Source organism: Neobacillus sp. NPDC093127 (genome assembly GCF_044754175.1).
Lineage (GTDB): Bacteria > Bacillota > Bacilli > Bacillales > Cytobacillaceae > Neobacillus.
In genome coordinates this window covers 1-24,618 of the sequence record NZ_JBIVOP010000025.1, presented here as the reverse complement: position 1 = coordinate 24,618, position 24,618 = coordinate 1, and the positions used below count along the sequence as shown (strand labels likewise).

Below are 24,618 nucleotides of genomic sequence, written 5' to 3'. Positions count from 1 at the left end.
TACCAGATGTTTCGATTAGATGGGAAAGTAGCTGCTATTACAGGGGCTACAAGAGGAATTGGAAGACAAATGGCCATTGCACTCGCGGAAGCCGGAGCCAAGGTCGCCTTGCTTCAGCGGAATGTAAATGACCACTCCGTACAAAAGGAAATTGAAGCACGGGGACAAACGTGCATCATTGTTCCTTGCGACCTAGAGGATCAGTCACAAGTAAAGGCAGCGATACCGACGGTTGTGAATGAGCTTGGGCAGATTGATATTCTCGTCAATAATGCGGGCATTCAACGTCGTTCACCATCCGTTTCATTCTCAGAAAATGACTGGGACGATGTAATCAATGTGAATTTAAAATGTGTTTGGCTTTTATGTCAAGAAGCTGGCAAATTCATGGTTCCTCAAAGGAAAGGGAAAATCATTAACATGGCGTCTTTATTATCATTCCAAGGCGGCTTAACGGTACCAGCTTATGCTGCCGCGAAGGGCGGGGTAGCGCAATTGACGAAGGCGCTGTCAAATGAATGGGCAAAAGAAAATGTCAATGTAAATGCGATTGTTCCTGGATATATTGCAACAGATATGAATGAGGCACTGCTTCAGGATGAAACGCGAAATCGTCAGATTCTCGAGCGGATTCCAGCGGGCCGCTGGGGAACACCAGAAGATTTTATGGGAACAGTGATCTTCTTGGCATCCGATGCATCGAATTATATCCATGGCCACCTATTAGCTGTTGATGGCGGCTGGTTAGGCAGATAAGAGAAACGAAGCAAGTGCAATGGAACAATAAGAACTGAGAATTCAATAATTTTTTCGAGAGCATATCCTGCCTGGCCCCTTGTGCAACAAAATATTTACATTAGGGGGTCAGGTGCCTTTTGAAAAATCTATAAACCTTCTTTCTTCCCCGATTAACTTTTTCTGACCTGTCATAGAAACACTCCTATTTATTAATCAAATATAAACTCCATCGATTCCTTTTGGGTTATAGATTCAATGTCCTGAAAAAGGAAAGCTACAAACATCCCTTTGTTTTTATCTATATTTTTCCTGTTAAAAAATCTTGTTTTTAGTTTGAATCTATGTAAATATATATGTCAAGACAGTTGTTAACCTTTGGGGGTATACACTATGGGAAAGAGTGACGTTCTAATTATTGGCAGTGGAGTTGCGGCCTTGCAGCTGTCCATTTTACTTAGTCATGATAAGAATGTGAGAATCCTCACAAAGTCACATATTAAGAATGCAAATTCTTATTTGGCGCAAGGTGGGATTGCTGCTGCCATCGGGATTCAAGACGACCCTTTGAAGCATTTCGCTGATACGCTTGAGGCCGGAAGATTTCATAATAATGAGGATACCGTTCGTGAAATAGTGAACGAAGCTCCCAAACTGATTGGTGATCTTGCTAAACAAGGTAATATTTTTGACAAAGATCAACATGGAAATTTGCAGCTTGGATTGGAAGGGGCTCACAGTGAAAAAAGAATTGTTCATAGCGGCGGCGATGCAACAGGAAAAAATGTAATAGAATACTTGATTAGTAAACTTCCTGAAAATAGTAAAGTCGAAGAGAATGTCTTTGTTTACGAATTAATCATTGACCATAAGCAAAAACGGTGTATTGGCGCCAAAGCGAAAACTGAAGATGGCACCATCCATTATTTTTATGGAGATTATGTGATCCTTGCGACAGGCGGCTGCGGCCAATTATATCCCTATACCTCAAATGCCCCTACTGTAACTGGTGATGGGATTGCCATGGCCTATTTGGCAGGAGCTGAAATTGCCGATATGGAGTTTATTCAATTTCATCCAACAATTTTGTATATAAATGGGGAAACAAAGGGCTTAATTTCTGAAGCAGTTCGAGGGGAAGGGGCCACTTTAGTGACGGAAGATGGAACACCGATTATGGAAGGTGTCCATCCTTTAAAGGACCTCGCCCCAAGACACATCGTTTCTCAGACCATATTTGATTATATCGAAAAAGGCCATGAAGTATTTCTGGATATTAGAAGCATTAATGACTTTGAAAAAAGGTTTCCTTCCGTTACAGCGATTTGCCAGAATAATAGGGTGAGTTTGTCAGAAGGGAGAATTCCGGTTGTTCCTGGCAGTCATTTCTTAATGGGCGGTATAAAAACGGATGTAATAGGGCGTACGTCAATAAATGGGCTATTTGCGATTGGAGAGGCGGCATGCACAGGTCTTCATGGTGCGAATCGCCTGGCCAGTAATTCATTATTAGAGGGCCTTTACCAAGGTAAAAAGCTTTCCCAATGGATTAATTCACATTCGAAAAAAAATCCAATTCCTGATTTTCCAAGACCTGTTCCTTTCCTTCAAGAAAAACGTGTTTTTCTTCCTGATGTCCAGGTTTTAAAGGAGCGGATGATGAAAAGGGTCGGGATTGTCCGTTCCAAAGAGCTCTTGGAAGAACAACAAAGTTGGCTCGAGCAGCTGCATGTAAACGAGTTAACGGAATTTGACGCTTATTCGACTGAAGACCTTACCGCAATTTTTATGTACGTCAATGCAACGCTGATTACGAGGTCTGCCTTAACCCGGACAGAAAGCCGCGGCGGTCATTTTAGAAGTGATTTTCCAGATGAAAATGATGAAAACTGGTTGAAGAAAATAATCATTCAAAAACACAAAGGGGAAGTGGCAATCAATCGTGAATACGTTGAAACTGCGCTCGCTAATTGAGCAATTTTTTATCGAGGACATTGGAGAACAGGATGTCACAACCGATTTAATCTTTTCAAACCAGACCAAAGGGCAAATCGTCTTTATAGCAAAAGAAGATGGAGTTTTTTGCGGGGAAGAAATTATTAAGACGGGATTTCACTTGTTGAATTCGCAAATTGACATCGATTTATTTGTCAAAGATGGCTGCAGATTCGAAATAGGGCAGCGATTAGCTGTGGTGTCAGGGGAGGTTTCCGCTCTTTTAAAAGGAGAAAGGGTCATCCTTAATCTTGTTCAGCGCATGAGCGGAATTGCTGCCTTAACAAAAAAAGCAGTGGAGACGCTGAATAGCTCTTCTACAAGGATTTGCGATACAAGAAAAACAACACCAGGACTTCGAATGCTCGAAAAATACGCGGTTCGATGTGGCGGCGGCTATAATCACCGTTATGGACTTTATGATGGAGTCATGATAAAAGACAATCATATCTCTTTTGCTGGCTCTATTAAACGTGCAGTCGAGTTAGTCCGTGAGAAAACAGGACATATGGTTAAAATCGAAGTGGAGACCGAGACAAAAGAACAAGTAATCGAAGCGGTCGAAGCAGGCGCGGATGTTATTATGTTTGATAACCGGACTCCAGATGAAATAAAGGAACTTATAAAACTAGTGCCTGACACCATTATTACGGAAGCCTCAGGCGGAATTCAATTAGCCAATTTGGCCGATTATCGTGATTCGGGTGTTCATTATATTTCGCTTGGTTTTTTAACTCATTCATACAAAGCGCTTGATATTAGCGTCAAGGTCTTACTTGGGGAGGAACAATAAAATGACAGTTACTGAAATGCAAAGCCGCATAATCGAGGAAATTCAAGAATGGAAGAAAAAGCGCAATGCCATTCTGCTCGCTCACAATTATCAACTTCCAGAAATTCAGGATATTGCAGACGTGCTGGGTGATTCCCTTGCACTTGCTCGTGCTGCGGTAAACACTTCTGCAGATGTTATTGTATTCTGCGGTGTTCACTTTATGGCGGAAACGGCTGCAATGTTGAACCCAGAGAAAACTGTGCTCCTTCCAGACTTGGATGCAGGCTGCTCCTTGGCTGATTCTATCACAGCAGACCAGCTTCGTGAATGGAAAGCTGAGCATCCCGGAGCTGTTGTCGTTGCGTATGTCAATACAACTGCTGAAGTAAAGGCAGAAAGCGATTATTGCTGCACCTCTTCGAATGCGGTGGATATTGTTCGTTCCATTCCTGAAGATAAAGAGATCCTTTTCTTACCGGATATGTTCCTGGGTTCTTTTGTGAAGAAGGAAACAGGCCGTGAAAACATGCATATTTGGATGGGGGAATGTCACGTTCACGCAGGGATTGCCCCGCATCAGGTAGAAGATGTGCTTACAGAGCATCCCGAAGCCGAACTGCTTGTCCATCCAGAATGCGGCTGTTCTACTTCCAGCATGTATTTAATGTCTGAAGGCGTACTGCCAAAGGATAAAACTCATATTCTATCAACGGGTAATATGCTAAAACATTCTAAAGATTCACAGGCAGATGAATTCATCGTCGCAACAGAAGTAGGGATTATTCATCAAATGGAAAAACAAAATCCTACCAAACGATTCGTCGCAGCCAATCCAGAAGCCATTTGTCCATTTATGAAAATGATCACACTTGAAAAAGTTTTAGCTGCTTTAAAAGAAAGCAAACATGTGATTACAGTTCCTGACGATACAGCCGAACGTGCAAAGCTTTCAATTGAACGAATGGTATCCATTGGTTAATTTTATTGAATATAGGTGCCTGTCCCCCGATGCGGTAACGCTTTAACACTCTGGGTGTCAGGCACCACTAGTCAACTACCCTTTCCATACCTCTTCGAGAGTATCCCTGAATAGTAAATCTAGTTTGGGTGTAAAGTTGGGTATATCATTATTAAGTGTGTTAGCATATTCTCGAAGACGTTCGATTTCCTCATTTAGAAATTTATTGATTACTTGGATTTTAGGTTCCTTATCCAGTTCTTCTCCATCCAATTTTCTTTTTAATAGTGTGTTTATTTCATTCTTTAGTGAACCTTCTGGAACTAAATGATTCACTAATGTTGAAAATTCTAATGGAGGAAACTCATTATATTTTTCAATCCATTCTGCAGCTAAAACGGGCCTAAGTACATAAAAATATTTTTTTATTTTCACTTCTTCCGCTTGTAAATATTCTCTGAAATTATTGGTTGCCATATTAAGATAGTGATGTAAACAAGAGTTGGGAGCGAAAATGCTTTTGCTTAGCTCTTGCATCTGCTCAATGGTTGAATAAGCTTGATAGTATACGATTCCTGAATGCAGCCATTCCATTAATGGGGGATTGGACTTTCTAAATAATCGTAAGGCTTTCGTCAATTCCCAACCTGTAATATCAAGTAAGTCATTTATCGGTAATTCAATTACATCACGTTTGGATCCAATACCGATTGGGTCGATGGCTAGATACTCTTCCTTTTTATGTACATAAATAAATCGGACATCATAGTCACTATCTTTTGATGGGAACTGCCAAGCTCTGCTCCCTGATTCACATGCAAAAAGAATTTTAACGTGAAAGTCTTCTTCGATTTTTTTCAATGATGTTAAAATGATATCTCTCAATTAATACCCCACCTTTTACCTTAAGTAGATTACTTCACAGCCTCTTTTTCCCCATATGTACCACTCCTTCAAACTGGATTAAGCTTATACCATCACAGTTTTATTATATTAATATTAGAAGTTGTCCTCAATAAAATTTCAATGATTAGAAAAAATGCATTCGCGTGACCATGTTGTAATGAACTAGTCAATCTGCTTAGTACTGTGGGATGCAGGATTAGTTTGAACACCGTTCGCTTTACTGCCCATTAAATTACTGCCCCCCGATGCGGTAACACTTTAACACACCGGAGGCAGGCACCATTAATTTGAAAAAGATTTAATTATTGAAGACTTTGTGACTATTATAGGGTGGGGGGGTTTAGTATGATATAATGATTTATATCATGAGACAAGGAGGGAATACCGTTAAATGAAATTTAAAACCATTGCTTTTACTTTATTGGCTGCCGTTATTTTAGCCGCTTGTAGTGGAAAAAGTACTGATGAAAGAAGTTCTTTAAAAGAAAATACACCAAGTGACATTAAGGGAATGGTTAACGAATATAGTACGGGAAAAATAAAAGCCCAAAATGCCTCTATTACATCGCAGCAACTTATAGTGACTGACAAAAATGGAAAAGAGTCAGCCTATGACTTGCCTAAAGAAGAATTTTTTGTGTCTATTGCTCCTTACGTCGAACAAACTCATCCTTGAACGAATCATAGCTTGACAGGTTGTCAGGGTGAACTAGCGAATAAAGAGTTTCAAGTCTACATAGAAGATACGGAAGGCAATGTGGTGCTGGACGAAATCGTTAATACCCAATCTAATGGATTTATCGATTTTTGGCTGCCACGTGATAAAACGTATAAGATAAAGTTTGAATATGACGGAAAAAAGGCAGAATCAAAAATTGCCACATTTGAAGGTGATCCTACTTGCATAACAACCATGCAGTTGAAGTAGTGGATTACTTAATTAATATGAGCAGTAAATATGAACTAAAAAAAGGGTCAGTCCATGTGCGGGAACTGACCCTTTTATAAACAGTTTTTTGAAATTTGCTTTCATCTGCTGGATTAAACCTACTGTTCACAGTGGTGCCTTACTTCGATATATAATTATTGAAAATTCTTCATCCAAGTCGTGAAGTTGTCAATCACAGTGTCTAAAAACTTCACTGTTCCTTCGTCTGTTAGGTTGCCTTCACTATCGAATTTCGTATGTGCAGCACCTACATATACTTCATTGCCAATGAGTACTGGAGAAGCAACGCCGCCAGCGAATAAAATATCACGTAAATGCATTTGCGCTTTCACTGTTCCTAAATTTCCCATTGAAGCACCCATCACAATCGATGGTTTCCCAATCATCACTTTATCTACTCGAGATAACCAATCAATTGCGTTTACTAAAACGCCCGGTACTGTTCCGTTATATTCAGGTGTTACCCATAAAACAGCGTCGGCTGCTTTTACTTGAGCCTTGAAATCAACAACCTCTTGTGGCGGTTCATTTTCAATATCTTGATTGTACATAGGAATCTCATTTAAAGATAAAACTTCAAGATCGAATTTGTTAATATAACGAGATTTAATATACTCAGCTAATTTTTTGTTTAATGATTCCTTGCGAATACTACCTATAATTGCTACCACTTTCATATATATTGCCTCCCATGTTGTTGGTTAATTAATTGGAGTCATTCCCCAATCCTTTAAAGTAACACAGTATTTATAGTATCTCAAACCAATGAAATTATAAATTAATTTGCTCTTCCCATGCGTACCATGAAAAAATTGAAGTAAGAGAGCAAAAAGTTATTGAGGTTAGGAGACGACTCCAATGAAAATTGTTATGCAGGAAGGGTTTACCAATTGTGACCAGGATGTGGAATCAGCATGGTTTGATAAATAAGCGGAGAATTTTCTCTTATTTAGGAAAAAGCACTGAAAATAGATTAAATAGACGGAAGGATTCCGACTATATACTTGAAAAACGTAAAAATGGGTAATTTTGCTTTGCTTAATCGGAAAACCTCCGCTTATTTACCCCAAACCGAGCACTATTCTGTGGACTAACCGGAAAACCTTCGCTTATTTTAAATATCACTGTTTACTAAATTAAGAATAATACTTTATCTTAACATATATATCCAATTATTATGTGTTGTGTAGCATTTTTTGAAAGACGAATTGGATACCAAATTGAATGCAAATACGTTTTTCGCTGGTTTATTGTTATTAAAAACTAATTGACAAGCAGTTGGATGTCGCTCCAGCCGCTTACATCGCATTGGCCATATTCATTATCACCCACTGCAACTACCGTGCCGTCCGATTTAAGCCCGACAGTATGGGCGCACCCCGCTGCAATCGCCACGATATCGACCCAATCACTTACATTACACTGGCTATACTTATTATCACCCACCGCCGCCACGGTACCGTCCGATTTAAGCCCGATAGTATGATAACTACCCGCCACAATCGCTACGATACCGCTCCAGCCGCTTACATCGCATTGGTCATGTTTATTCAAACCCACAGCTGTCACAGTACCGTCCGATTTAAGGCCAATTGTATGGAGATAACCCGCTCCGACGGCCACAATATCGAACCAGTCGCTTACATTGCATTGGCGATACCGATTATTCCCCACAGCCGTCACCGTGCCGTCTGATTTAAGGCCGATGGTATGCCAGTCACCCGCCGTGACCGCCACAATATCATGCCAGCCGCTTACATTGCATTGACCTTCATTATTTCGCCCCACAGCTACCACCGTGTCATCAGATTTAAGCCCAATGGTATGACGCCAACCCGCTGAAACGGCCACAATATCGCGCCAGTCGTTTACATCGCATTGGTTATGCTTATTCCAACCCACAGCCGCCACAGTCCTGTCCGATTTAAGTCCGATTGTATGAGCATTACCCGTGTTTGTTGCCCTATGAACATTACCAGCTGCAACCGCCACCATATCACGCCAGCCGTTTACATCACACTGGCCATATTTATTATCACCCACCGCCGTCACCGTGCCGTTCGATTTAAGCCCAACGGTATGCCGACGACCCGCCGCAATGGTATCTTTAGGCCACCGTTTCATCTCTAACACCCCATCTTTCGGTGAATAGAAATCCATGTTTTACCTCCTTGAATATATGCACCCTTCCATTTTTTGATAAGTATATGTAACTTAATGATTGCTCGTTAAATGGAAGAACTGTATGGTTGTGATAACGGAAGTATATCAAATTGTCCGTATAATTTATTCCATTATTGGACTGGGTTGTTGTAGACCGCTTTTATCCGATTAGTTTGTTAAAGTAAAATATTAATATGATATATGGGAATTGAATGAATTTCAACAATAGAAATGAGAGTGGAAGAAATGGCTATTTTGAAAAATGATTGGGCACCATTGCTTGAAAAAGAATTTGAGAAACCCTATTACCAGCGATTGAGGAATATACTGCTCGAAGAATACCAAACAAAAGTGGTTTATCCGGAGCAAAATGATATCTATAATGCACTGCATTTTACTTCATATAACGAAACGAAAGTAGTCATTATTGGTCAAGACCCTTATCATGGCCCAGGACAGGCCCATGGTTTAAGTTTTTCAGTTAAGCCAGGTGTACGGATTCCTCCATCATTGAAAAATATTTATCAGGAGCTGCAAACAGATTTGGGTTGCTCGATCCCTAATAATGGATACCTAGTAAAATGGGCGAAGCAGGGAGTATTGATGTTGAATGCGGTTTTAACCGTACGGGCAGGAAGTCCAAATTCACATAAAGGCCTTGGTTGGGAAGAGTTTACTGATAAAGTAATTGGAGAATTGAATCAAAGAGAGAAACCAGTTGTGTTTATCCTCTGGGGAAATTTTGCCCAACAAAAACAACAACTCATCTCTTCCTCAAGGCATTTCATCATAAAGTCGCCGCATCCAAGCCCATTTTCCGCCAATAAGGGCTTTTTTGGGAGTAAACCATTTTCTCGAACCAATGCGATTTTACGCGATTTAGGGATGGAGGAAATTGATTGGCAGATACCAGATTTATAGAATGGGCTTCTTTTAGTACTTATACATTCGTCAATCATGCTGGCATCGTATGAATAAAAGAATTGCAGATCTATCGGAAGAGGAGTACAGAAGAATCCTTGTTATTAATCAGGTATCCGTATTTCTTGGTATGAAAGCAGTTATTCCGAAAGGTTATCACTAGTATTATGGATCTCCTGTCACAGGAAATTCCATCCCCGTCTAAAACATGAGGGTCATAATATGGCCCGCCATTTGCCTCGAAAAATAACTGTGTATCTTCCTGTGTTTCGAAATCACTTCAATCGTGTTCAATATGTGTTGCGGAACAAAGTTTACCTGCCGTAGCTGTTGTTTCCTGATCCACTGAATCTTCGGTCCTTAGTAAAGGACAAAACTAATGAGATAAGGTAATAGGTGAAACTCCTTTTACTGGCCATAAGTGGTCTGTTAAAGGTGTTTCTTTTTTTACAAAGGAACATTAATATACATTTGCTCACCCGATTTTTCGGGTAAAACACCCAGAAAACTCCAGCAAGATAAAACGACCTTTCCAAGTCTATCTAATTGATATACATCATTCCAATTTGGATATGTTTCTATTAAATTGTTAAGCTCCTCTTTCAACTTGTTCCATATCTGAAATAAATAAGTATTAACAAACAATTCATCTATTTGGGCCTCAACTTTATTTTTCCCATCTGAAATCGAAGAAAGGCCGTGAATTACTCCGACTAAATTTGCAGATATTTTTAATAACAATAAACATTCCTCTTGTACAATTGAAAACAATTTATCAATGTCTGCATGAAACCTATATTGTGAGATTTCATTTTTAACATTCTCTTCTACTCTTTCAATTAATTGTGTTATATGGTCCATAAAGCTGCTTATATGAGAAGCAGTTACTGTTGGTGATGATAGCCTCTCCGCAATATATTCGCTCCACACGGCATCAGCGTGAACCCTTAAAATATGATCTAAAACATGATCACCGATTCCTTGTCTAGCCTTCTCAGAGTATATTTTACATTTTTTATTATATTCATCGTGTACATGTACCAGCTCATGATTAATGAAATGAAATGAACGTTGTGCAATTTCTTCTTCTAAAAATAAACCTTGAGCAATAAAATCAGATAAAAAAACTACTTGCTTATAGCTGTCTGATTTATCAATATAATCTAACACTTTCGCTATAGCGGCTTCATTTGAGGTTTTAGTAGCCCCAATTTCTCGCTTTTTGTGCTTTGTTTGAAACTCAATAATATCCTCAAAAAAGTTTTCACAAATAGTTATACCTTCTAATGAAGTTAAATCAAGGCCCAATTTATATAGATTTGAATCGAAAAAAGAAATGATGGATTCTTGTTGTTGAGCAGGGATATTATTAGTTTTAAAAATGATGTCCAATTTGATTCTCCTTTTCCTTAGTAATGGTAGGAATGAATCTAGATGTATAATGCTTCTTTTATTATATAATAGATATTCAAAATTAATATAAATTCAATTTAATATTGTGAAATGATTCGCTTAATTTTCTGGGTGCTTTAGTTAGAGAAGGCCATCGCAAACGATGGTCTATTTTTTATGGCTCAAACATCAGCATAAGCATAGAAGTGTTCTTTGAAACGAACGGAACGTACATTTGTGGTAGAATGAAAATAAGGGTTTTAGTCATGTTAATAAAAAATGGTGGAGTCTGATGTAGCATGACAGAACAAGGCTGCTTATGGCCATTATCCCTAGGGCGTTTAAGGAGTACCCCGATTCATCGCCGATTCCCCCCAATTTATCTTTTAGGTTGGAAGAAAGATAAATGCCCCATCTTTCCGTGTTTGGCCGTAAACAAATGAGGACCCTAATTAGAGGGTCCTTTCATGTCCGCGGATTTTTTATTATAACTAATTTCTTTTCAAATTCTACTAAGTTTTATTTCAATTCCCAATCCCAGAAGTGTCCCTAACTTGCCAAGGTTCCGCTGAATATATCCGCCAGAACATTCACCTGGGTGGCAGCACAAATGGGCTATCCTAACTTACCTCATTCTAAATGGGAAGAATTTTATAAGGAACAAGAAGAGAAAGTTTTCGATTGCCACGATTGGGACACTTTTTTACTAAAAGGTTTTGAGATCAAATCAAACAGTGGAAGTTCTAACTCTAATACTACTAATCTAGAAGAAATCCTTAAAGCTAAGGATTACTTAAAAGGAAATCAAACGAAGTATAACATACTAACTATAAAAGATTTTTTTGAAACGCAACATCAAGGACCCTTCCGATACCATGTACTAATACTGGAAAATGACAAGCTTATTAAAAGCAATTGTTAACACCTGCTAAAAGAAAAGGAATTCAGCTTCTATTGGAACATTTTACACAAATAACGTCTAAAGTTGTTACCATGACCCACTATAAACCAGATAGACAAGGTTCAGAGCTATGGGAAAAAGAAACTATAACAAGTTTGGAAGCATTAATTAAGGAAGAACGTTTTCAAATACTAAGTCAAACGGTTAAAAATGATATTGATGCTGAAAAATCACAACAAGATTTTTATTATAAGGATGGAAAGGTTATAGAATACTACGGTACAAGATATTAACGTATTCCTATTAATAGAGCTAGAGCAATTGAGATCCATGGAACTATTTGCAAGGCTTGTAGGTTCAACTTTCAAAAAGTTTATGGGGAACGTGGGAGAGGATTTATAGAATTCCATCATATTAACCCGTTATTCTCAATAGATAAAGAAACAGAAATTAACCCAGAGACTGATTTGGTACCTGTTTGTTCGAACTGTCATAGAATGATTCACCGTAAGAAGAATACTGTTCTAACTTTGGAAGAGCTTAAATTGTTATTAAATGAAAAAGCTGACATTATCTACTCATTGAATAGGATGGATAAAAATATATATGGATTTTAATGGGAAAAGAGCTTAGAATTGTTTTATCGATTAGTTTTGGGGGCATACTGTGGCTGATAGAATAGGCAAGATAATCAAATTCTTTGAATATATAAATCCAAATGTACATATAAGTGTGTATAGAAGCTCTCAAGATCCTGGAGTGAGGTCACTTTTATCTTTTTTTGGAGCAGAGGGCGCCGCATCACTGAACCTTGATACAGGAGCAGTAGATATTTCAATTAATGACGATGTTTTTAGAAAAGCCATGATTTATGAAGAGTTAGGACATGCATTGCAATATAATAGGGATGGGCATGTTGATGTTGGGTCTATCGATTATTTTATGCGAGAGATTGAGGTAGCGGAGTGTTTAATTGAGAGGGCTTCCAAAGATAGAATAAAATTATCTGCAGACGAAGTTAAGCAGACTGAAATAAATTTAGAGATTTATCAAGAAAAACTTAGAAATCTGGAGGGATAGTGATGGTTAACCGAATAGCGGGTTATGTTGACAATTCAATGAAACTATCCCCTGGAGAATATATAGTAACAGGTTCTTGGATTAAGTCTAAATTACTAAGTGGGCATGAGCAAACTATTAACCAGTATAGAAATGAAATGCTAATTAGTTCTTGGAAAATCACATCAGTTATAAATTTTACAACTAATAATGGGTCCAAGATTGGATTGAAGCTTTCCTCAGAGAGTAAGGAAGCATCTTTTGAAATCGGAGATATAGTTGTTGATACAGAATTAAATATAGAATTCTTTAACGTGAGGATGTCTGATGAATATAATGGCAGAAGCTTAGTGGGACAAATAGAAAACACTAATGCGGATGCAGTGATATACACTAGCCTAAGCGGCCTTATATTGGCTGCTGTTTCAGAATCCGATGTAGGTTCATTGCAAAGTAATATTATAATTAGAAGTCAAAATGGTTTATTTAAAGTCGAAGTGTTTGGGGAGAATATAACCGTAAACGGAGAAAATCCTCTTGAAATAAGGGTAGATACAAATCCTAATATACTATTAAATGAACTGTTAAATACAATGAATCCATTAAGGGCTTTCATTGTTGGTGTTAGCAAGGAATACAATAGTATCGATAAAGGGAAGAAGCAACCATTATCGGAGCCAGCAGTATACTTAAAAGCTGGAAGTATACGTATAATGCTATCTCCAAATAATGAAGGACAGCTAAGTTTATTCGATACTCCACCAAGTCTACCCTATTTATTATTATATAAAGTGTTGGCAACAGCAGAAACTGGAGACGTCCATTCAGTTGTTCAAATGATGAGTAGTAATTTAATTAATGCACGTAAGCATATGTATAATTTGCTATCTATGGTAAGGCCCTACTATAAAAAAGGCACCATCGAAGTTTCTCTTGCTGGTTATAAAAAGCTTAAACTAAATGAAAGGACTTTCCATACAATCAAAGATGCAATAAAACAAATATCTACAAGAGAAGTTGAGATAGTAGGAAAAATATATGCAATTGATACGATAAGAAGATGGTTTAAGATTATTGATATTGAAACTGATATAGACTGGAAGATAATATATTCGAAGCAATTTGAAGATCAATTTGATTTGAGTAGTATTGAAAATACAACCATAAGTGTAAATACGTCAACGTACACTACCCTTGATGCTAAAAAGGGTATTGCAGAATATATTAATCATAGAATCAAGGGAGCTGAATAGCCCCCTTTTTTAATTTATGTTTACCCTATCCAACTTTACGGTGAGCCTTATCATAAACAGAGGTAGTTTTTCCTATTAATTCCCAATAGTACAACAATAGTTTTTAATTAAATAAGTGCCTGTCACCGCCCGTGTTTTGTCAAAACTTTGACATTATTCGGGGAGTGGCAGGTGCTTTTTTGTTGAAATTCTAAACTGTAAATTATAGTATTACAGTATCTTTTCAAAAGGATAAAAATAACCGTTATAGAAAGCTTGAACACCATGAAAGTGCGTTTGAGCTTTTTTTATAGGTAAACTGTTGCTGGTGTTTTTTTATAACAAAAGATAAGAATAGGTTCAAGAAAAACTCATGACATTACGAGTGATGCGAATGAAAACAAGCAGGATAAAATGCTTTATTCAGCGCAAAATAGACTAGGTTCTATAGGAATATTAATGAGGAGTGCATATACAATGAATTCAAAGTATCAACCACTATTCGAGGAATTTACCTTTAAAAATAATACTAGATTAAAAAATAGAATTGTAATGGCACCAATGACCAATTTTTCATCCCACCCTGATGGGACGGTTTCAGATCGTGAGGTCGATTATTATATTCGCAGGTCCAAAGGTGTTGGAATGGTTGTGACAGCTTGTACGTATGTGACCCCTAATGGAAAAGGGTTCCACGGGGAATTTGGAGGCGATCATGATGGGATGATCCCTAGCCTAGCGAGATTGGCGAGCAGTATTAAAGAGCAAGGGGCAAAAGCGGTTCTCCAAATTTTTCACGGAGGAAGAGAATGCCCGCCTGAACTAGTGCCAAATGGAGAAACAGTCAGTGCAAGTGCTGTGGCCTCCGAAGGAAGCGAGAATACTCCTCGAGCACTTACGGAAAGTGAAGTAAATGACATTATTAAGGCATTTGGGGAGACAACCCTCCGTGCTATTAAAGCAGGTTTTGATGGAGTTGAAATCCATGGCGCAAACGGATACCTAATCCAACAATTCTTTTCTCCACATTCTAACCGCCGTGAAGACCGCTTTGGAGGAAGCTTGGAAAAACGTTTAACATTCCCGCTTGCCATTGTTGACGAGGTTCAAAAAGTGGTCAGAACTTCGGCGAAGGAGCCGTTTATTGTTGGTTACCGCTTCTCACCAGAGGAACAGTCAACACCAGGCATTACGATGGCAGATACGCTTGAGCTAGTAGATGCGCTGTCAGATAAAGGATTAGATTACCTTCACGTCTCTCTCATTGATTTCTGGTCAGAGCCTAGACGCGGGGTCGAAAATACAAAGCTGCGAATCGAGTACCTTTTAGAAAAAATCAACGGGCGGGTCCCGCTTATTGGGGTAGGTTCTATCCATACAGCAGATGAAGCCATAAAAGCTTTAAATACAGGGGTTCCGATGGTCGCACTTGGTCGAGAGCTGATTATGGAACCAGATTGGGTACAAAAAGTACAAGATGGAAAAGAGTCTGAGATTGTCACCACACTATCGAAAAAGGATCAAGATCAATTGGCCATCCCAGATCCACTTTGGAAAGCGATTATTCATACTCCTGGATGGTTCCCAGTGGTGGATTAATTGCAATGGGCGATTTAACACTAGAGGGCAAGCGTCAAATAACATATTTACCTTCAAGGAATTATTGGAACCATAAATGTGGATAAGAAAAGGTTGGGTAAATCCCAACCTTTTCTTAAGATTACTTAAACATATTGGCCGTTAGGTCCGTTCACGTCCAACCTTTTTATAATTAGTGAAAGAGGAGGCAAAGATTCCTGTTGGCTTTTCCCAATGATAAGGAAGATTTGGTGTCTTTTGATTAAAAATTTGAATCAATTCATCAAAATCTTTCATTTGCCAAAGATCAAATGCAACACCTTCTGTTGTTGTCACTTTAAAATAACTGTTCGTGGTTTCGTTATCTATACCGGAATATCTTTCATAATAGTGCGTGCTTGCCACGTCTTCCCATTTATATTCTTTAACAGAAGTGCTTTTTTGTTTGTTTGTCACTTTGACAGTAAAACCATTTTGGCTGCAGACAACTGTCGTGTCATATCTTACATTGCGCTTGAAAAAGAGTAAAAGGACTCCGACCATAACAGCCAGTATCCCCAATAGACCATTAACGAAAAAAAGTACGATTCCGATAAGAATAAAGATACCGCCAGTCATAAATGAGCTAGAAGAGGATGTACTGTTTGAAAACTCTTTCCCCATCGAAAAATATCCCCTCTTTCATAATTTATTTAAGGTAGGAAATGGGGAAAATTCTTTCCCCACATTCCAATGTATTACTTTCGGACTATTTTAGAACATAACCCCCTTTTTTTATTGGGAGGAAAATCAGCTTGTTTATACGCAATAAACGTTGAATTCCATCATAGAAATAGACGTAGGCTATTTGGCTCATTCTGCTTTGGAAGGGGTGATTGGGTGGTATTGGCGGGTAAACAGGGTGACAAATTTCAAACGATCCAGCAGGTATTGGACGTCATGACAGAGAAACTTCTGGTTCTCCAGAGGAATGAAGATCACCGGGTGGTATTTCATCATGTCTATCTTTTAATGACAAAAGAAATGCAAAAACGTCTTTCATCTGGATTTTTCTTGGATTCAGATTGGATGGAACGTGTTCTAGTTGGATTTGCAAATTTTTATTTTCATGCTATCGATGCCTACGAGGCGGGATTACCCTGCCCTCCAGCTTGGGATCTTGCCTTTCGTGTGGCATCTGAAAAGAAAGGTTTAGTCTTGCTGGACGCATTACTGGGCATTAATGCTCATATCAACAGTGATTTGCCCGTGGTAATGTATGAGATTCTTAAAGAGGATCAGGCGTGGCCGGATGCCCGGATAATGCTGCGGCGCCATCAAGACCATAATCGAATAAACGACGTACTGAAGGATTTAATTGATATTGTTCAAGACGAGTTAGCCCTTCATTACGACCGTTTTATTCATCTGATTGACTTATTGATGGGGCGGCGAGATGAATCTTTTGCTTCATTCGTTCTGAATCACTGCAGGACAAATGTTTGGTACAATACGGAGCTGTTACTTGATGCATCTAATGAGGATCAAAGGAATTTTCTAAGGCAGCAAATTGAAAACGATGCCCACACGATTGGTTTAAAGATTGCCGACTCCCGTCCCTTAAAAATTACAAAATACCTTTCATTTTTTACAAGAAAGAAGCGGTGGCTCTAACCCAGGCCTATTCTAGTTCAAACGTTTATTAATAAATGATTTGAGATTCATGGGGGAGGATTACATGATAATGGGTGAAACACAAGTTTCTAAAAAAAGGTTGCAATCCAATTTTCTTTTACTATTGAATCGACATCATCAATCTCTCTTTTTATATGGACTTATTCAGATTGCCGCAGCTGTGATCATTTCTTCTTTGTCATGGACAACAAAAGAACAGCTGATCCTTCCGGAAACGAAAGAAGTTTTTAGCCATCCTACTCTGATTGTTTTATTTATTGCAGTGCTTTTAATCAATGCAATGGTCTTTGCCTTAATCGGTGCTACATACGGCGCCCTCTGGTTTCGGTTAGGCATTACTAGTATTGTTGCGATTCTCCTCCTAGTATTTGGCTGGAGAATCGGGGCATTTTCCTTCATAGTACTTCCAGTCGTATTCATTGTGGGGTATGTCATTTGGAGGGGTTCACGGCCTATAGCTGATCGTCCTACGGTAAAAGATCTTGTTATTCTTTATTCGATTATGATCATAGGGTGGTTTCTGGTTGTTGTCTTTGGAATTCGTGTCAAAGATATGTCCATTTTCGTTACCTTGTACTTTGGCATTTCTCAGTTACTTGTGTTCGCTTCTATCCTTCCTATTCCCCAAATATTAATGTCTGGTGTGGATTTGGCAGATTTAACGCATACGGTTGTAGAAAGGATTACTTCCCTATGTGCCCGAATGGGGAACCATGGGGTTATTGTTGCTCTTCTTGCTACTTCAATGGTGAAAGTAGGTTTCATTGTTTGGAATGGCGGATTGAGTTCGTTCAGCAGTTGGATTATGCCCGGCATATTTTTACTATGCTTCGTTTGTATAGTCTTATTTTGTCCAAAACAATTACTCGATTTCAAACCTCAATTTAAACATTGGTTGTTTTTGACTGGATTTATTTTTCCGATTCCAATTGGTTTCTTCCTTATCTTTGTTATGCTTGGCGGGTATGTATCCACCGATTCAGTTGGTCCACTTCTAATTGCTGGAATCGGACCAATCGGTCTGATTTTATCTGGAGTGCTTGCCTTCTTTCCTAAAAAGCGCCCTTTTTCCATTTTTATTATGCTAATGGCTATATGGGCACTGCTTACTTTCAGTTTTGATCCACTTTGTAAACTTATTTTCGGTACAGGAATGAAAGGTTTGAATCTTTGGGATCTAGATGGAATTGCTGCGACTTTCTTCATTCTATGGAGCATTTGGCTGCTTTACCAGCGGAAATCATCCACTCTGCTTGCAACTGCATTGAAATTTTCCCTGTTCTTAAGCGGCTGTTTTTTGCTTGACCAAATGTTGAACCAGCAATTTGCCATTGCCGAACTCTATTCGGTCTTCCAAATATTGACCTATCTTGCCATTTATCAGTTTATTGCTAGTCCCAAGCACCTAAGGTGGTCCCAGGTACTCTTGTGGCTCGTATCCATTGTCCTGTTGGTTCATTGTATATGGATCAAGATTTTTCCGGATGGGCTAATCAATATAATTATGATTATGATCTTAATTGTCTCCATGCTCTGGGATGTCCTCATAGCTGATGAAAAAATAACTGGAAAAAAGGTCAATGGATCTTATCGTCTAGGTCTTCTATTCCTTTATCTAGGAGTAGCCACCTGGACAATTGCTCAGATTGTATTTGCCAAAACAGGTAAAGGGACTGCTGTGTTGGAATGGGAGCCTCTTTTACTTTTGGGTCTGTTTGTTGTTGGAATGCCGTGGGTTTTTTATAGCTTTTTAATTGAAATCAAGACGAAACTGGGGGCAGACCCCCAATAAATTTAAAGATAAAGTGTGGGACGAGGGGACAGGAATGAACCTTGTCCCAATTTCTATTTAATGATTTAGGCGATCAGATTGAAGTGCTTGAGCCACAACATATTAGGCAAAATCATTAAAGAAAAAAAATTAGCGATAAATATTAAAATATACGAAATAATGGTGTCGGATTATATGTGGTAATATATGTATAAGAAATAAATTTGATAAATGAGGGATCATCATGTCAGTAGTGAATCTATTAGCTTCTCAACTAAATCGAAATGATGAAGCACCAAATATTGAGCTTGCACATGAATTAGCTAATGAAGAAAATCATATAGGCATAGAAGAAATAATTGAAAACCTATCTAGCAAAGATAAAAACATTCAACAGGATTGTATTAAAGTAGCGTACGAAATAGGGCAAGTTAAACCAGAACTCATAGGCAAGTATGCACTGACTTTTATTGAGTTGTTAAAAAGCCGAAATAATCGTTTAGTCTGGGGCGGAATGACGGCATTAGCAACGATTGCCGAGGTAGCGTCAGAAATCATTATGGCTCACCTTGACACATTAAAAAGTACTATGAAAATTGGTTCAGTTATTACAATTGATAAAGGCATCCTAACTCTTGCGAAGCTAGCAGCTGTCAGTAAGGAAAACAATGATACGATTTTTCCGTTCTTACTCCATCATCTTGAGAATTGCAGAACGAAGGAAATTCCCCAGCACTCTGAAAGCACGCTTTTTGCAGTAACAGATGTAAATAAAGAAAAATTTTTAAATGTGTTACGGAAAAGAGAAAAATATCTAACAGCTTCTCAACTAAAAAGAATAAAAAAAATCTATAAAATACTAGAAGCTATTGAAGCATAATTCGAGGTGATAGAATATCGAAAATGCCAAAGCTGTGCCATGCCATTAAAAAAAATTGAAGATCGTGGAACGGACAGGAATTTAGATAAAAGTTCAATGTATTGTAAGTATTGTTATCAAGAAGGAGAATTTACGCAAAGAGATATTTCTGTAGATGATATGAAACAATTTGTAAAAGATAAATGCATCGAAATGGGGTTTCCGAAGTTTTTAGCAAGGATGTTTGTTAAAAACCTCCATAAATTGGAGAGGTGGAAATAGAAATAAATCCAAGTTTAAAGAGTATTATATTTAGATTACCTCATTTTGGTATATTACAGTGAAATGGACCATAAGTAAATGAGGTTTATTGTTGGAAAAATCAAAAGCCAAAAATAACAAGTTATGAATAAAAATTTGCTAGTTTTTGGCTTTTATTAACTTATACTTAATATTATTATAAATTAGTTAGTCAGATTCTGATTATTTTAATGCATTTTTAGATTTCGTCATCTTCTATTCGAGCTTTTCTCATCGATGAAAGACTGAACCATAATCCACATAAAGCTAGACCAGCTATCGAAATCCATAAAGCCGTTAGGAACCCTAGTCCATCGGCGATTGCACCACCTAGTGGGGCGCCGATAACGATTACACTACGGTTGATGGATCGCATCGTTGCATTCATACGACCATGCAGATGAGATGGCGTGATATACTGCTGATACCCCACTTCGAGAGGACCCTCGATTCCCATGGCAAAGCCGTACAATAGCTGCCCTACAACCGCATAAATGAGAGCTATGTTAAGTGGGTCGAAGTTGTTAGCTGCTGGAGCCAGAGCCATCACAATCACTGCTGGAGCATAGAGAATTCGAGAAAAAGCCATTGCACGCCCGACACCAAAGCGCTCACCGGCTCTAGTAGATAGAGAGGTTCCAGCGACCGCACCGACACCTGCAGCGGCGAGGGCAAACCCAAGGTGCGAGGCATCGAAGCCAAGCTTAATCAAAAAAAAGGATACTAGGACTGTCATCGTCATGCTATGGAAGAGAAACCAGACGTGCGTGTTTAAAGCGAGTGTACGAAGGTATGGGTGTTGGTAGACCCATTTCAACCCTTCCTTGATTTGCTGACCAAGTGGACCAGCCTTCACTTTATCTGAGGGCTGGTGTTTAACAGAGGCCATCAAAACACCTGAAAACAGATAAGATACGGCATCTACAAGAAGGGCAAAAGGTGCACCAATCCATGAGACAAGTCCACCTCCAATGGCTGGACCGCCCGTTTCCGCAACAGCTGCGCTTTGTTCTAGCCGTGCATATGCACGTGTTAATAAAGGACGAGGGACTAATTGTGGCACAAAGGACCGGTGGGCAACATCATTAAAAAGAGACATGGCGCCAAAGAGCACTAGTAGAATCATTAGCCAGCCAATACTGAGTACTCCTTTGACAGCAAATAAGCAAATAAAAGCAAATATAATGCCACGCCCCATATCTGTTACCACCAGTACAATCTTTCGGTGAAAACGATCAACCAAAACCCCCGCTATTAATCCCAACAGTACATATGGAAGCCATCTAGATGCTGAAACCCAGCCAACATCAACAGCACTGCCTCCCAAATTACTAACCACCAATACCTGAAGAGCCAGAGTAGTAATATATGTGCCAAAGTTTGAAGTTGTCGATGCAATCCAAAAACGAACAAAGCTTCTGTGCTCCCTTAATTTCATCGGGGGTTCACCTCTTTTGTCAATTTATCCACCTTATAAATATGGTAATCTATAATCGACTTTCAAAAAAGTGTTAATTTACATTTAATTTTTCTTCAATTAATAGCAAAAGTTCTTCTTCCTTCTCCAAATCAAGTTCATCAAAAATAAATAACCGAAGAATATAATTTTAATAGAGCTTGTTTGTGAGGAATTTTTTCAGTATTTACAATGAATAATCACCTTATGAAAACCCGGGGTTATTCTAATCTGTATTATTTAGAAGAAATTTCTTCTATAATAGAATGTGTTTCAGCAGGGGAGGGATATCCTTTACCCCTGATTTTAATTTGTTAGATAAATCAAAAGTAAAACTAGTTAAGATAATCAATCCTTATTGTTTTCGCACTATTGGAGTGGTTTGGAGAGAGAATAGTTATTTATCATCATCATCCAAAAAGTTCATATCTTATATTCGGAATTTGTATCTTCCAAAAAAATAAGAAAGATAAACGTATGCGATAATCAAGTATGGAAATGGAAGCTTTAATGAGTAGGAATGGGGAAAGAACTTTGAAAAAAAATGTACTGTTTATCAGCAGTTCCATAGGCCTTGGTCATGCAGCGAGGGATTTGGCAATTGCAAGAGAAATGAAAAAGAGAAACCCTGACATAGAAATTTCCTGGTTGGCCGGAGATCCAGCACTTACAGTGATAAAAGAGGCAGGCGAGAAACTGCTGCCTGAATGCGAGCTGCTGGGAAAGGACAGTTATTTAGCAGAAAAGGTGTCCAATGGGTTTGGATTGAATGTAAATAAGTATTTGTTTACGGTACTATTAGAGTGGAGAAAAAGCATAATGGCCATAAGAAGGCTGACAAAAGAAAAAAAATTCGATTTAATTATCGCTGATGAAGCCTATGAATTGATATTAGCATTCTTATTCTTTCCAGGTATCAAGAAGAAAGCTCCTTTCGTAATGATTTATGATTTTTTTGGCTTCGATGCTACAACCAAAAACCCCTTTGAGAAACTGGGTACATACTTTTGGAATTTCGCCTGGGTTACAGGGAATCGTACTCCATGGGTGGAAAATTTGTCACTGTTTGTAGGGAATGCAGAGGATATTGCGGATAAATCCTATGGATTATTCTTGCCAAACGCCAGAAGACACGCTGAAAAGCATTATAAGTTTTTGGGTAACATTTTACCGTTTAACCCGCAGGATTATAGTAATACGGCAGAAGTTAAGAGCCGGCTGGGGTATGGAGCAGGCCATCTTATTATATGTTCTGTAGGTGGAACTTCTATTGGAGTGGACCTTTTAAATCTATGCTCTCGCACCTACAGGATTTTAAAGGATAAGCTGCCTATGTTACAGATGGTTTTAATATGCGGGCCAAGAATTGATTCTAATTCAATTAAAGTTACTGAAGGGATTCAAATAAAGGGCTATGTGCCCAAATTATACGAGCATTTTGCCGCATGTGACCTTGCGATTGTCCAAGGCGGGGGAACGACAACGACGGAGTTAGCCGCTTTAAATAAGAACTTCCTGTACTTTCCTTTAGAAGAGCATTTTGAACAAAAGCTTGTCTCTGATAAACTGAAAAGGCTCGGCGCAGGAGTTAATATGAGGTTTTCCGAAACAGATGAAATCACTCTTTCAAAAGCTGTGTTAGAAAACTTGGGAAAGACAGTTGACCATCAGAAGTTGGATATTGACGGAGCAGTGAAAGCTGCAGAGATCATACAGCCATTCCTTTAAAATAAAGTAAATACAAGTATGTACAACTTACAGTAAACACTTTGCCCGTTTTTTTACCCAAAGAGCATTTTCAGCGTTCTTCTGAGTAATTAAAGCATCTTACCGAAAGTTAACCCGCTATATAAAAATGAATTTACTCTTTTTGAAAAAACGCATTTAGATTTATCGCGGTGAACCTTATCATATATAGAGGCAGTTTTTCTGAAGAATTTGTATATGCCCCCTTTCAATAGCCATGAATGAAGGTCATTTTGCTGGTGGTTTTAAAGAAAGATTTGTCCTTCATGGCTCGGATGAAGGACATTTTTTGGCTTGGAAAGAGAGATTTGTCCTTGATGCGAACGGCAGTAAGCCGGCCTTGGATTTTGTCAAAAATAAAACTGGATTGAGTTGCCCCTTTTTACCAAGGAATCGGTTCAAAAGACTTACTTCAAAATCTGTATCATCTCCACCGTAGTCTTCAATTGTCTTTAATAACTTCATATTAAACTTTCAAGATTTGTGGGATTTTGCGGTGCGGCCCGAGAAAGAAAAAGAATGTGACCAAAACAAACAACCGCAAGCACTCCATCACTAGGGTAAGTTGATGAGTATTAACGGACTAGCTAGTTAAAAATACTTTCCCTTTAGCCATCCATGAAGCGCAAAAAACCGCGCTTCACCACAGAGAATGAAAATGGGTTAGAACCGTCAATACTAATTCTACGGCTGAGAGAGGAAGGTCGCTTAACTATGGTGCGTTAGAGCCCATCCTTTAGTCTGACTCCAACGACCACGGTGCACCACTGACTGTCGCTCCCTTACGGGAAGCACACATGGTAGATTAATCCTATTCTGGTTGTTGCACCAGCCTCTAATTATCATAATCGCCGTAGAAAGGATGTTTTCAATGGATGTAGTCATTGAAAGAGCGTGCGGTATGGATGTCCATAAGGACAATATTACTGCCTGTATTTTGACACCTGAAGGAAAGGAGATTCAAACGTTCTCTACTAAAACTGTATTTCTATTAACGTTGGTTGACTGGATTAAACAACATAATTGTACCCATGTCGCCATGGAAAGCACGAGTGTTTATTGGAAGCCTATTGTGAATTTACTAGAAGCCGAGGATATCGAGTTTTTAGTGGTGAATGCCCAGCATATGAAGGCTGTCCCAGGACGAAAAACGGATGTGAAGGATGCAGAATGGATTGCCAAACTTCTTCGCCATGGACTACTTAAAGCCAGTTATATCCCTGACCGAAATCAACGTGAATTGCGTGA

Annotated in this window: 25 protein-coding genes; 19 read left to right on the top strand and 6 right to left on the bottom strand. The window is 38.7% G+C overall.

Going from position 1 to position 24,618, the window contains the following annotated elements:
- Positions 1 to 6: 6 nt before the first annotated feature.
- The 4 genes from ACIQCO_RS24100 to nadA all read left to right on the top strand — a co-directional run bounded on the left by ACIQCO_RS24100 (position 7) and on the right by nadA (position 4,484).
- Positions 7 to 756: an SDR family oxidoreductase gene (locus ACIQCO_RS24100; RefSeq protein ID WP_400433823.1), complete on the top strand. Its 750-nt coding sequence runs from the start codon at positions 7 to 9 to the stop codon at positions 754 to 756.
- A 372-nt stretch (positions 757 to 1,128) separates the two neighbouring features.
- A complete protein-coding gene (gene nadB / locus ACIQCO_RS24095; RefSeq protein WP_400433820.1) occupies positions 1,129 to 2,709 on the top strand; it encodes an L-aspartate oxidase in 1,581 nt (526 codons plus the stop codon).
- Positions 2,678 to 3,523: a carboxylating nicotinate-nucleotide diphosphorylase gene (nadC, locus tag ACIQCO_RS24090; RefSeq protein WP_400433817.1), complete on the top strand. Its 846-nt coding sequence runs from the start codon at positions 2,678 to 2,680 to the stop codon at positions 3,521 to 3,523. Before nadB ends, nadC begins: the two co-directional genes overlap by 32 nt.
- A 1-nt stretch (position 3,524) precedes the next feature.
- Positions 3,525 to 4,484, top strand: a complete 960-nt coding sequence (nadA, locus tag ACIQCO_RS24085; protein WP_400433814.1) for a quinolinate synthase NadA — start codon at positions 3,525 to 3,527, stop codon at positions 4,482 to 4,484.
- A 75-nt stretch (positions 4,485 to 4,559) separates the two neighbouring features.
- Here nadA and ACIQCO_RS24080 read toward each other — a convergent pair whose 3' ends face one another.
- A complete protein-coding gene (locus tag ACIQCO_RS24080; RefSeq protein WP_400433812.1) occupies positions 4,560 to 5,348 on the bottom strand; it encodes a nucleotidyltransferase domain-containing protein in 789 nt (262 codons plus the stop codon).
- Positions 5,349 to 5,760: 412 nt separating this feature from the next.
- Between ACIQCO_RS24080 and ACIQCO_RS24075 the strand changes: the two genes are divergently transcribed.
- Positions 5,761 to 6,297 (top strand): CueP family metal-binding protein, encoded by a 537-nt coding sequence (locus ACIQCO_RS24075; RefSeq protein WP_400433809.1) that lies wholly within the window; start codon positions 5,761 to 5,763, stop codon positions 6,295 to 6,297.
- Positions 6,298 to 6,452: 155 nt separating this feature from the next.
- On the opposite strand, the gene ACIQCO_RS24070 is transcribed toward ACIQCO_RS24075, so the two are convergent.
- On the bottom strand, positions 6,453 to 6,995 hold the full coding sequence (locus tag ACIQCO_RS24070) for an NADPH-dependent FMN reductase (protein WP_400433806.1): 543 nt from the start codon (positions 6,993 to 6,995) through the stop codon (positions 6,453 to 6,455).
- Between the two features lie 586 nt (positions 6,996 to 7,581).
- The gene (locus ACIQCO_RS24065; RefSeq protein ID WP_400433803.1) at positions 7,582 to 8,478 is read right to left on the bottom strand and encodes an RCC1 domain-containing protein; all 897 of its coding nucleotides are present in this window, start codon (positions 8,476 to 8,478) and stop codon (positions 7,582 to 7,584) included.
- A 249-nt stretch (positions 8,479 to 8,727) separates the two neighbouring features.
- On the opposite strand from ACIQCO_RS24065, the gene ACIQCO_RS24060 reads away from it, so the two are divergent.
- Positions 8,728 to 9,402: a uracil-DNA glycosylase gene (locus tag ACIQCO_RS24060; protein ID WP_400433971.1), complete on the top strand. Its 675-nt coding sequence runs from the start codon at positions 8,728 to 8,730 to the stop codon at positions 9,400 to 9,402.
- Between the two features lie 447 nt (positions 9,403 to 9,849).
- On the opposite strand, the gene ACIQCO_RS24055 is transcribed toward ACIQCO_RS24060, so the two are convergent.
- On the bottom strand, positions 9,850 to 10,794 hold the full coding sequence (locus ACIQCO_RS24055) for a hypothetical protein (protein ID WP_400433800.1): 945 nt from the start codon (positions 10,792 to 10,794) through the stop codon (positions 9,850 to 9,852).
- Positions 10,795 to 11,392: 598 nt separating this feature from the next.
- Between ACIQCO_RS24055 and ACIQCO_RS24050 the strand changes: the two genes are divergently transcribed.
- From ACIQCO_RS24050 to ACIQCO_RS24025, 6 genes are all read left to right on the top strand, one after another.
- Positions 11,393 to 11,716, top strand: coding sequence for a hypothetical protein (locus ACIQCO_RS24050; RefSeq protein ID WP_400433797.1), 324 nt, complete (start codon positions 11,393 to 11,395; stop codon positions 11,714 to 11,716).
- 71 nt (positions 11,717 to 11,787) lie between these two features.
- The gene (locus tag ACIQCO_RS24045) at positions 11,788 to 11,988 is read left to right on the top strand and encodes a hypothetical protein (RefSeq protein WP_400433794.1); all 201 of its coding nucleotides are present in this window, start codon (positions 11,788 to 11,790) and stop codon (positions 11,986 to 11,988) included.
- 3 nt (positions 11,989 to 11,991) lie between these two features.
- A complete protein-coding gene (locus ACIQCO_RS24040) occupies positions 11,992 to 12,312 on the top strand; it encodes an HNH endonuclease (protein WP_400433968.1) in 321 nt (106 codons plus the stop codon).
- A gap of 49 nt (positions 12,313 to 12,361) precedes the next feature.
- Entirely contained in the window at positions 12,362 to 12,775 is a 414-nt protein-coding gene (locus ACIQCO_RS24035) for a hypothetical protein (protein ID WP_400433792.1), read from the top strand.
- Positions 12,776 to 12,777: 2 nt separating this feature from the next.
- On the top strand, positions 12,778 to 14,007 hold the full coding sequence (locus ACIQCO_RS24030; protein ID WP_400433789.1) for a hypothetical protein: 1,230 nt from the start codon (positions 12,778 to 12,780) through the stop codon (positions 14,005 to 14,007).
- Between the two features lie 456 nt (positions 14,008 to 14,463).
- Complete coding sequence (locus ACIQCO_RS24025) at positions 14,464 to 15,585, top strand: NADH-dependent flavin oxidoreductase (RefSeq protein WP_400433786.1); 1,122 nt, start codon at positions 14,464 to 14,466, stop codon at positions 15,583 to 15,585.
- 141 nt (positions 15,586 to 15,726) lie between these two features.
- Here the strand turns inward: ACIQCO_RS24025 and ACIQCO_RS24020 are convergent, their stop codons facing one another.
- On the bottom strand, positions 15,727 to 16,227 hold the full coding sequence (locus ACIQCO_RS24020) for a hypothetical protein (protein WP_400433783.1): 501 nt from the start codon (positions 16,225 to 16,227) through the stop codon (positions 15,727 to 15,729).
- A gap of 222 nt (positions 16,228 to 16,449) precedes the next feature.
- On the opposite strand from ACIQCO_RS24020, the gene ACIQCO_RS24015 reads away from it, so the two are divergent.
- The 4 genes from ACIQCO_RS24015 (at position 16,450) to ACIQCO_RS24000 (ending at position 20,150) form a co-directional block, all read left to right on the top strand.
- Positions 16,450 to 17,217 carry a DUF5995 family protein gene (locus ACIQCO_RS24015; protein WP_400433780.1) on the top strand — a complete coding sequence of 256 codons (768 nt, stop codon included), beginning with the start codon at positions 16,450 to 16,452 and terminating at the stop codon, positions 17,215 to 17,217.
- A gap of 70 nt (positions 17,218 to 17,287) precedes the next feature.
- Positions 17,288 to 19,030 (top strand): hypothetical protein, encoded by a 1,743-nt coding sequence (locus tag ACIQCO_RS24010; protein WP_400433777.1) that lies wholly within the window; start codon positions 17,288 to 17,290, stop codon positions 19,028 to 19,030.
- Between the two features lie 223 nt (positions 19,031 to 19,253).
- On the top strand, positions 19,254 to 19,889 hold the full coding sequence (locus ACIQCO_RS24005; protein WP_400433774.1) for a hypothetical protein: 636 nt from the start codon (positions 19,254 to 19,256) through the stop codon (positions 19,887 to 19,889).
- A gap of 6 nt (positions 19,890 to 19,895) precedes the next feature.
- Complete coding sequence (locus ACIQCO_RS24000; protein ID WP_400433772.1) at positions 19,896 to 20,150, top strand: zinc ribbon domain-containing protein; 255 nt, start codon at positions 19,896 to 19,898, stop codon at positions 20,148 to 20,150.
- 217 nt (positions 20,151 to 20,367) lie between these two features.
- On the opposite strand, the gene ACIQCO_RS23995 is transcribed toward ACIQCO_RS24000, so the two are convergent.
- The gene (locus ACIQCO_RS23995; RefSeq protein WP_400433769.1) at positions 20,368 to 21,606 is read right to left on the bottom strand and encodes an MFS transporter; all 1,239 of its coding nucleotides are present in this window, start codon (positions 21,604 to 21,606) and stop codon (positions 20,368 to 20,370) included.
- Between the two features lie 552 nt (positions 21,607 to 22,158).
- Here ACIQCO_RS23995 and ACIQCO_RS23990 point away from each other — a divergent pair.
- The 3 genes from ACIQCO_RS23990 to ACIQCO_RS23980 form a co-directional block, all read left to right on the top strand.
- Positions 22,159 to 23,352: a glycosyltransferase gene (locus ACIQCO_RS23990; protein WP_400433766.1), complete on the top strand. Its 1,194-nt coding sequence runs from the start codon at positions 22,159 to 22,161 to the stop codon at positions 23,350 to 23,352.
- 235 nt (positions 23,353 to 23,587) lie between these two features.
- On the top strand, positions 23,588 to 23,809 hold the full coding sequence (locus tag ACIQCO_RS23985; RefSeq protein ID WP_400433763.1) for a hypothetical protein: 222 nt from the start codon (positions 23,588 to 23,590) through the stop codon (positions 23,807 to 23,809).
- A 432-nt stretch (positions 23,810 to 24,241) separates the two neighbouring features.
- Positions 24,242 to 24,618 (top strand): IS110 family transposase (locus ACIQCO_RS23980; RefSeq protein WP_400433760.1); only part of this gene is annotated, 377 nt, incomplete at its 3' end.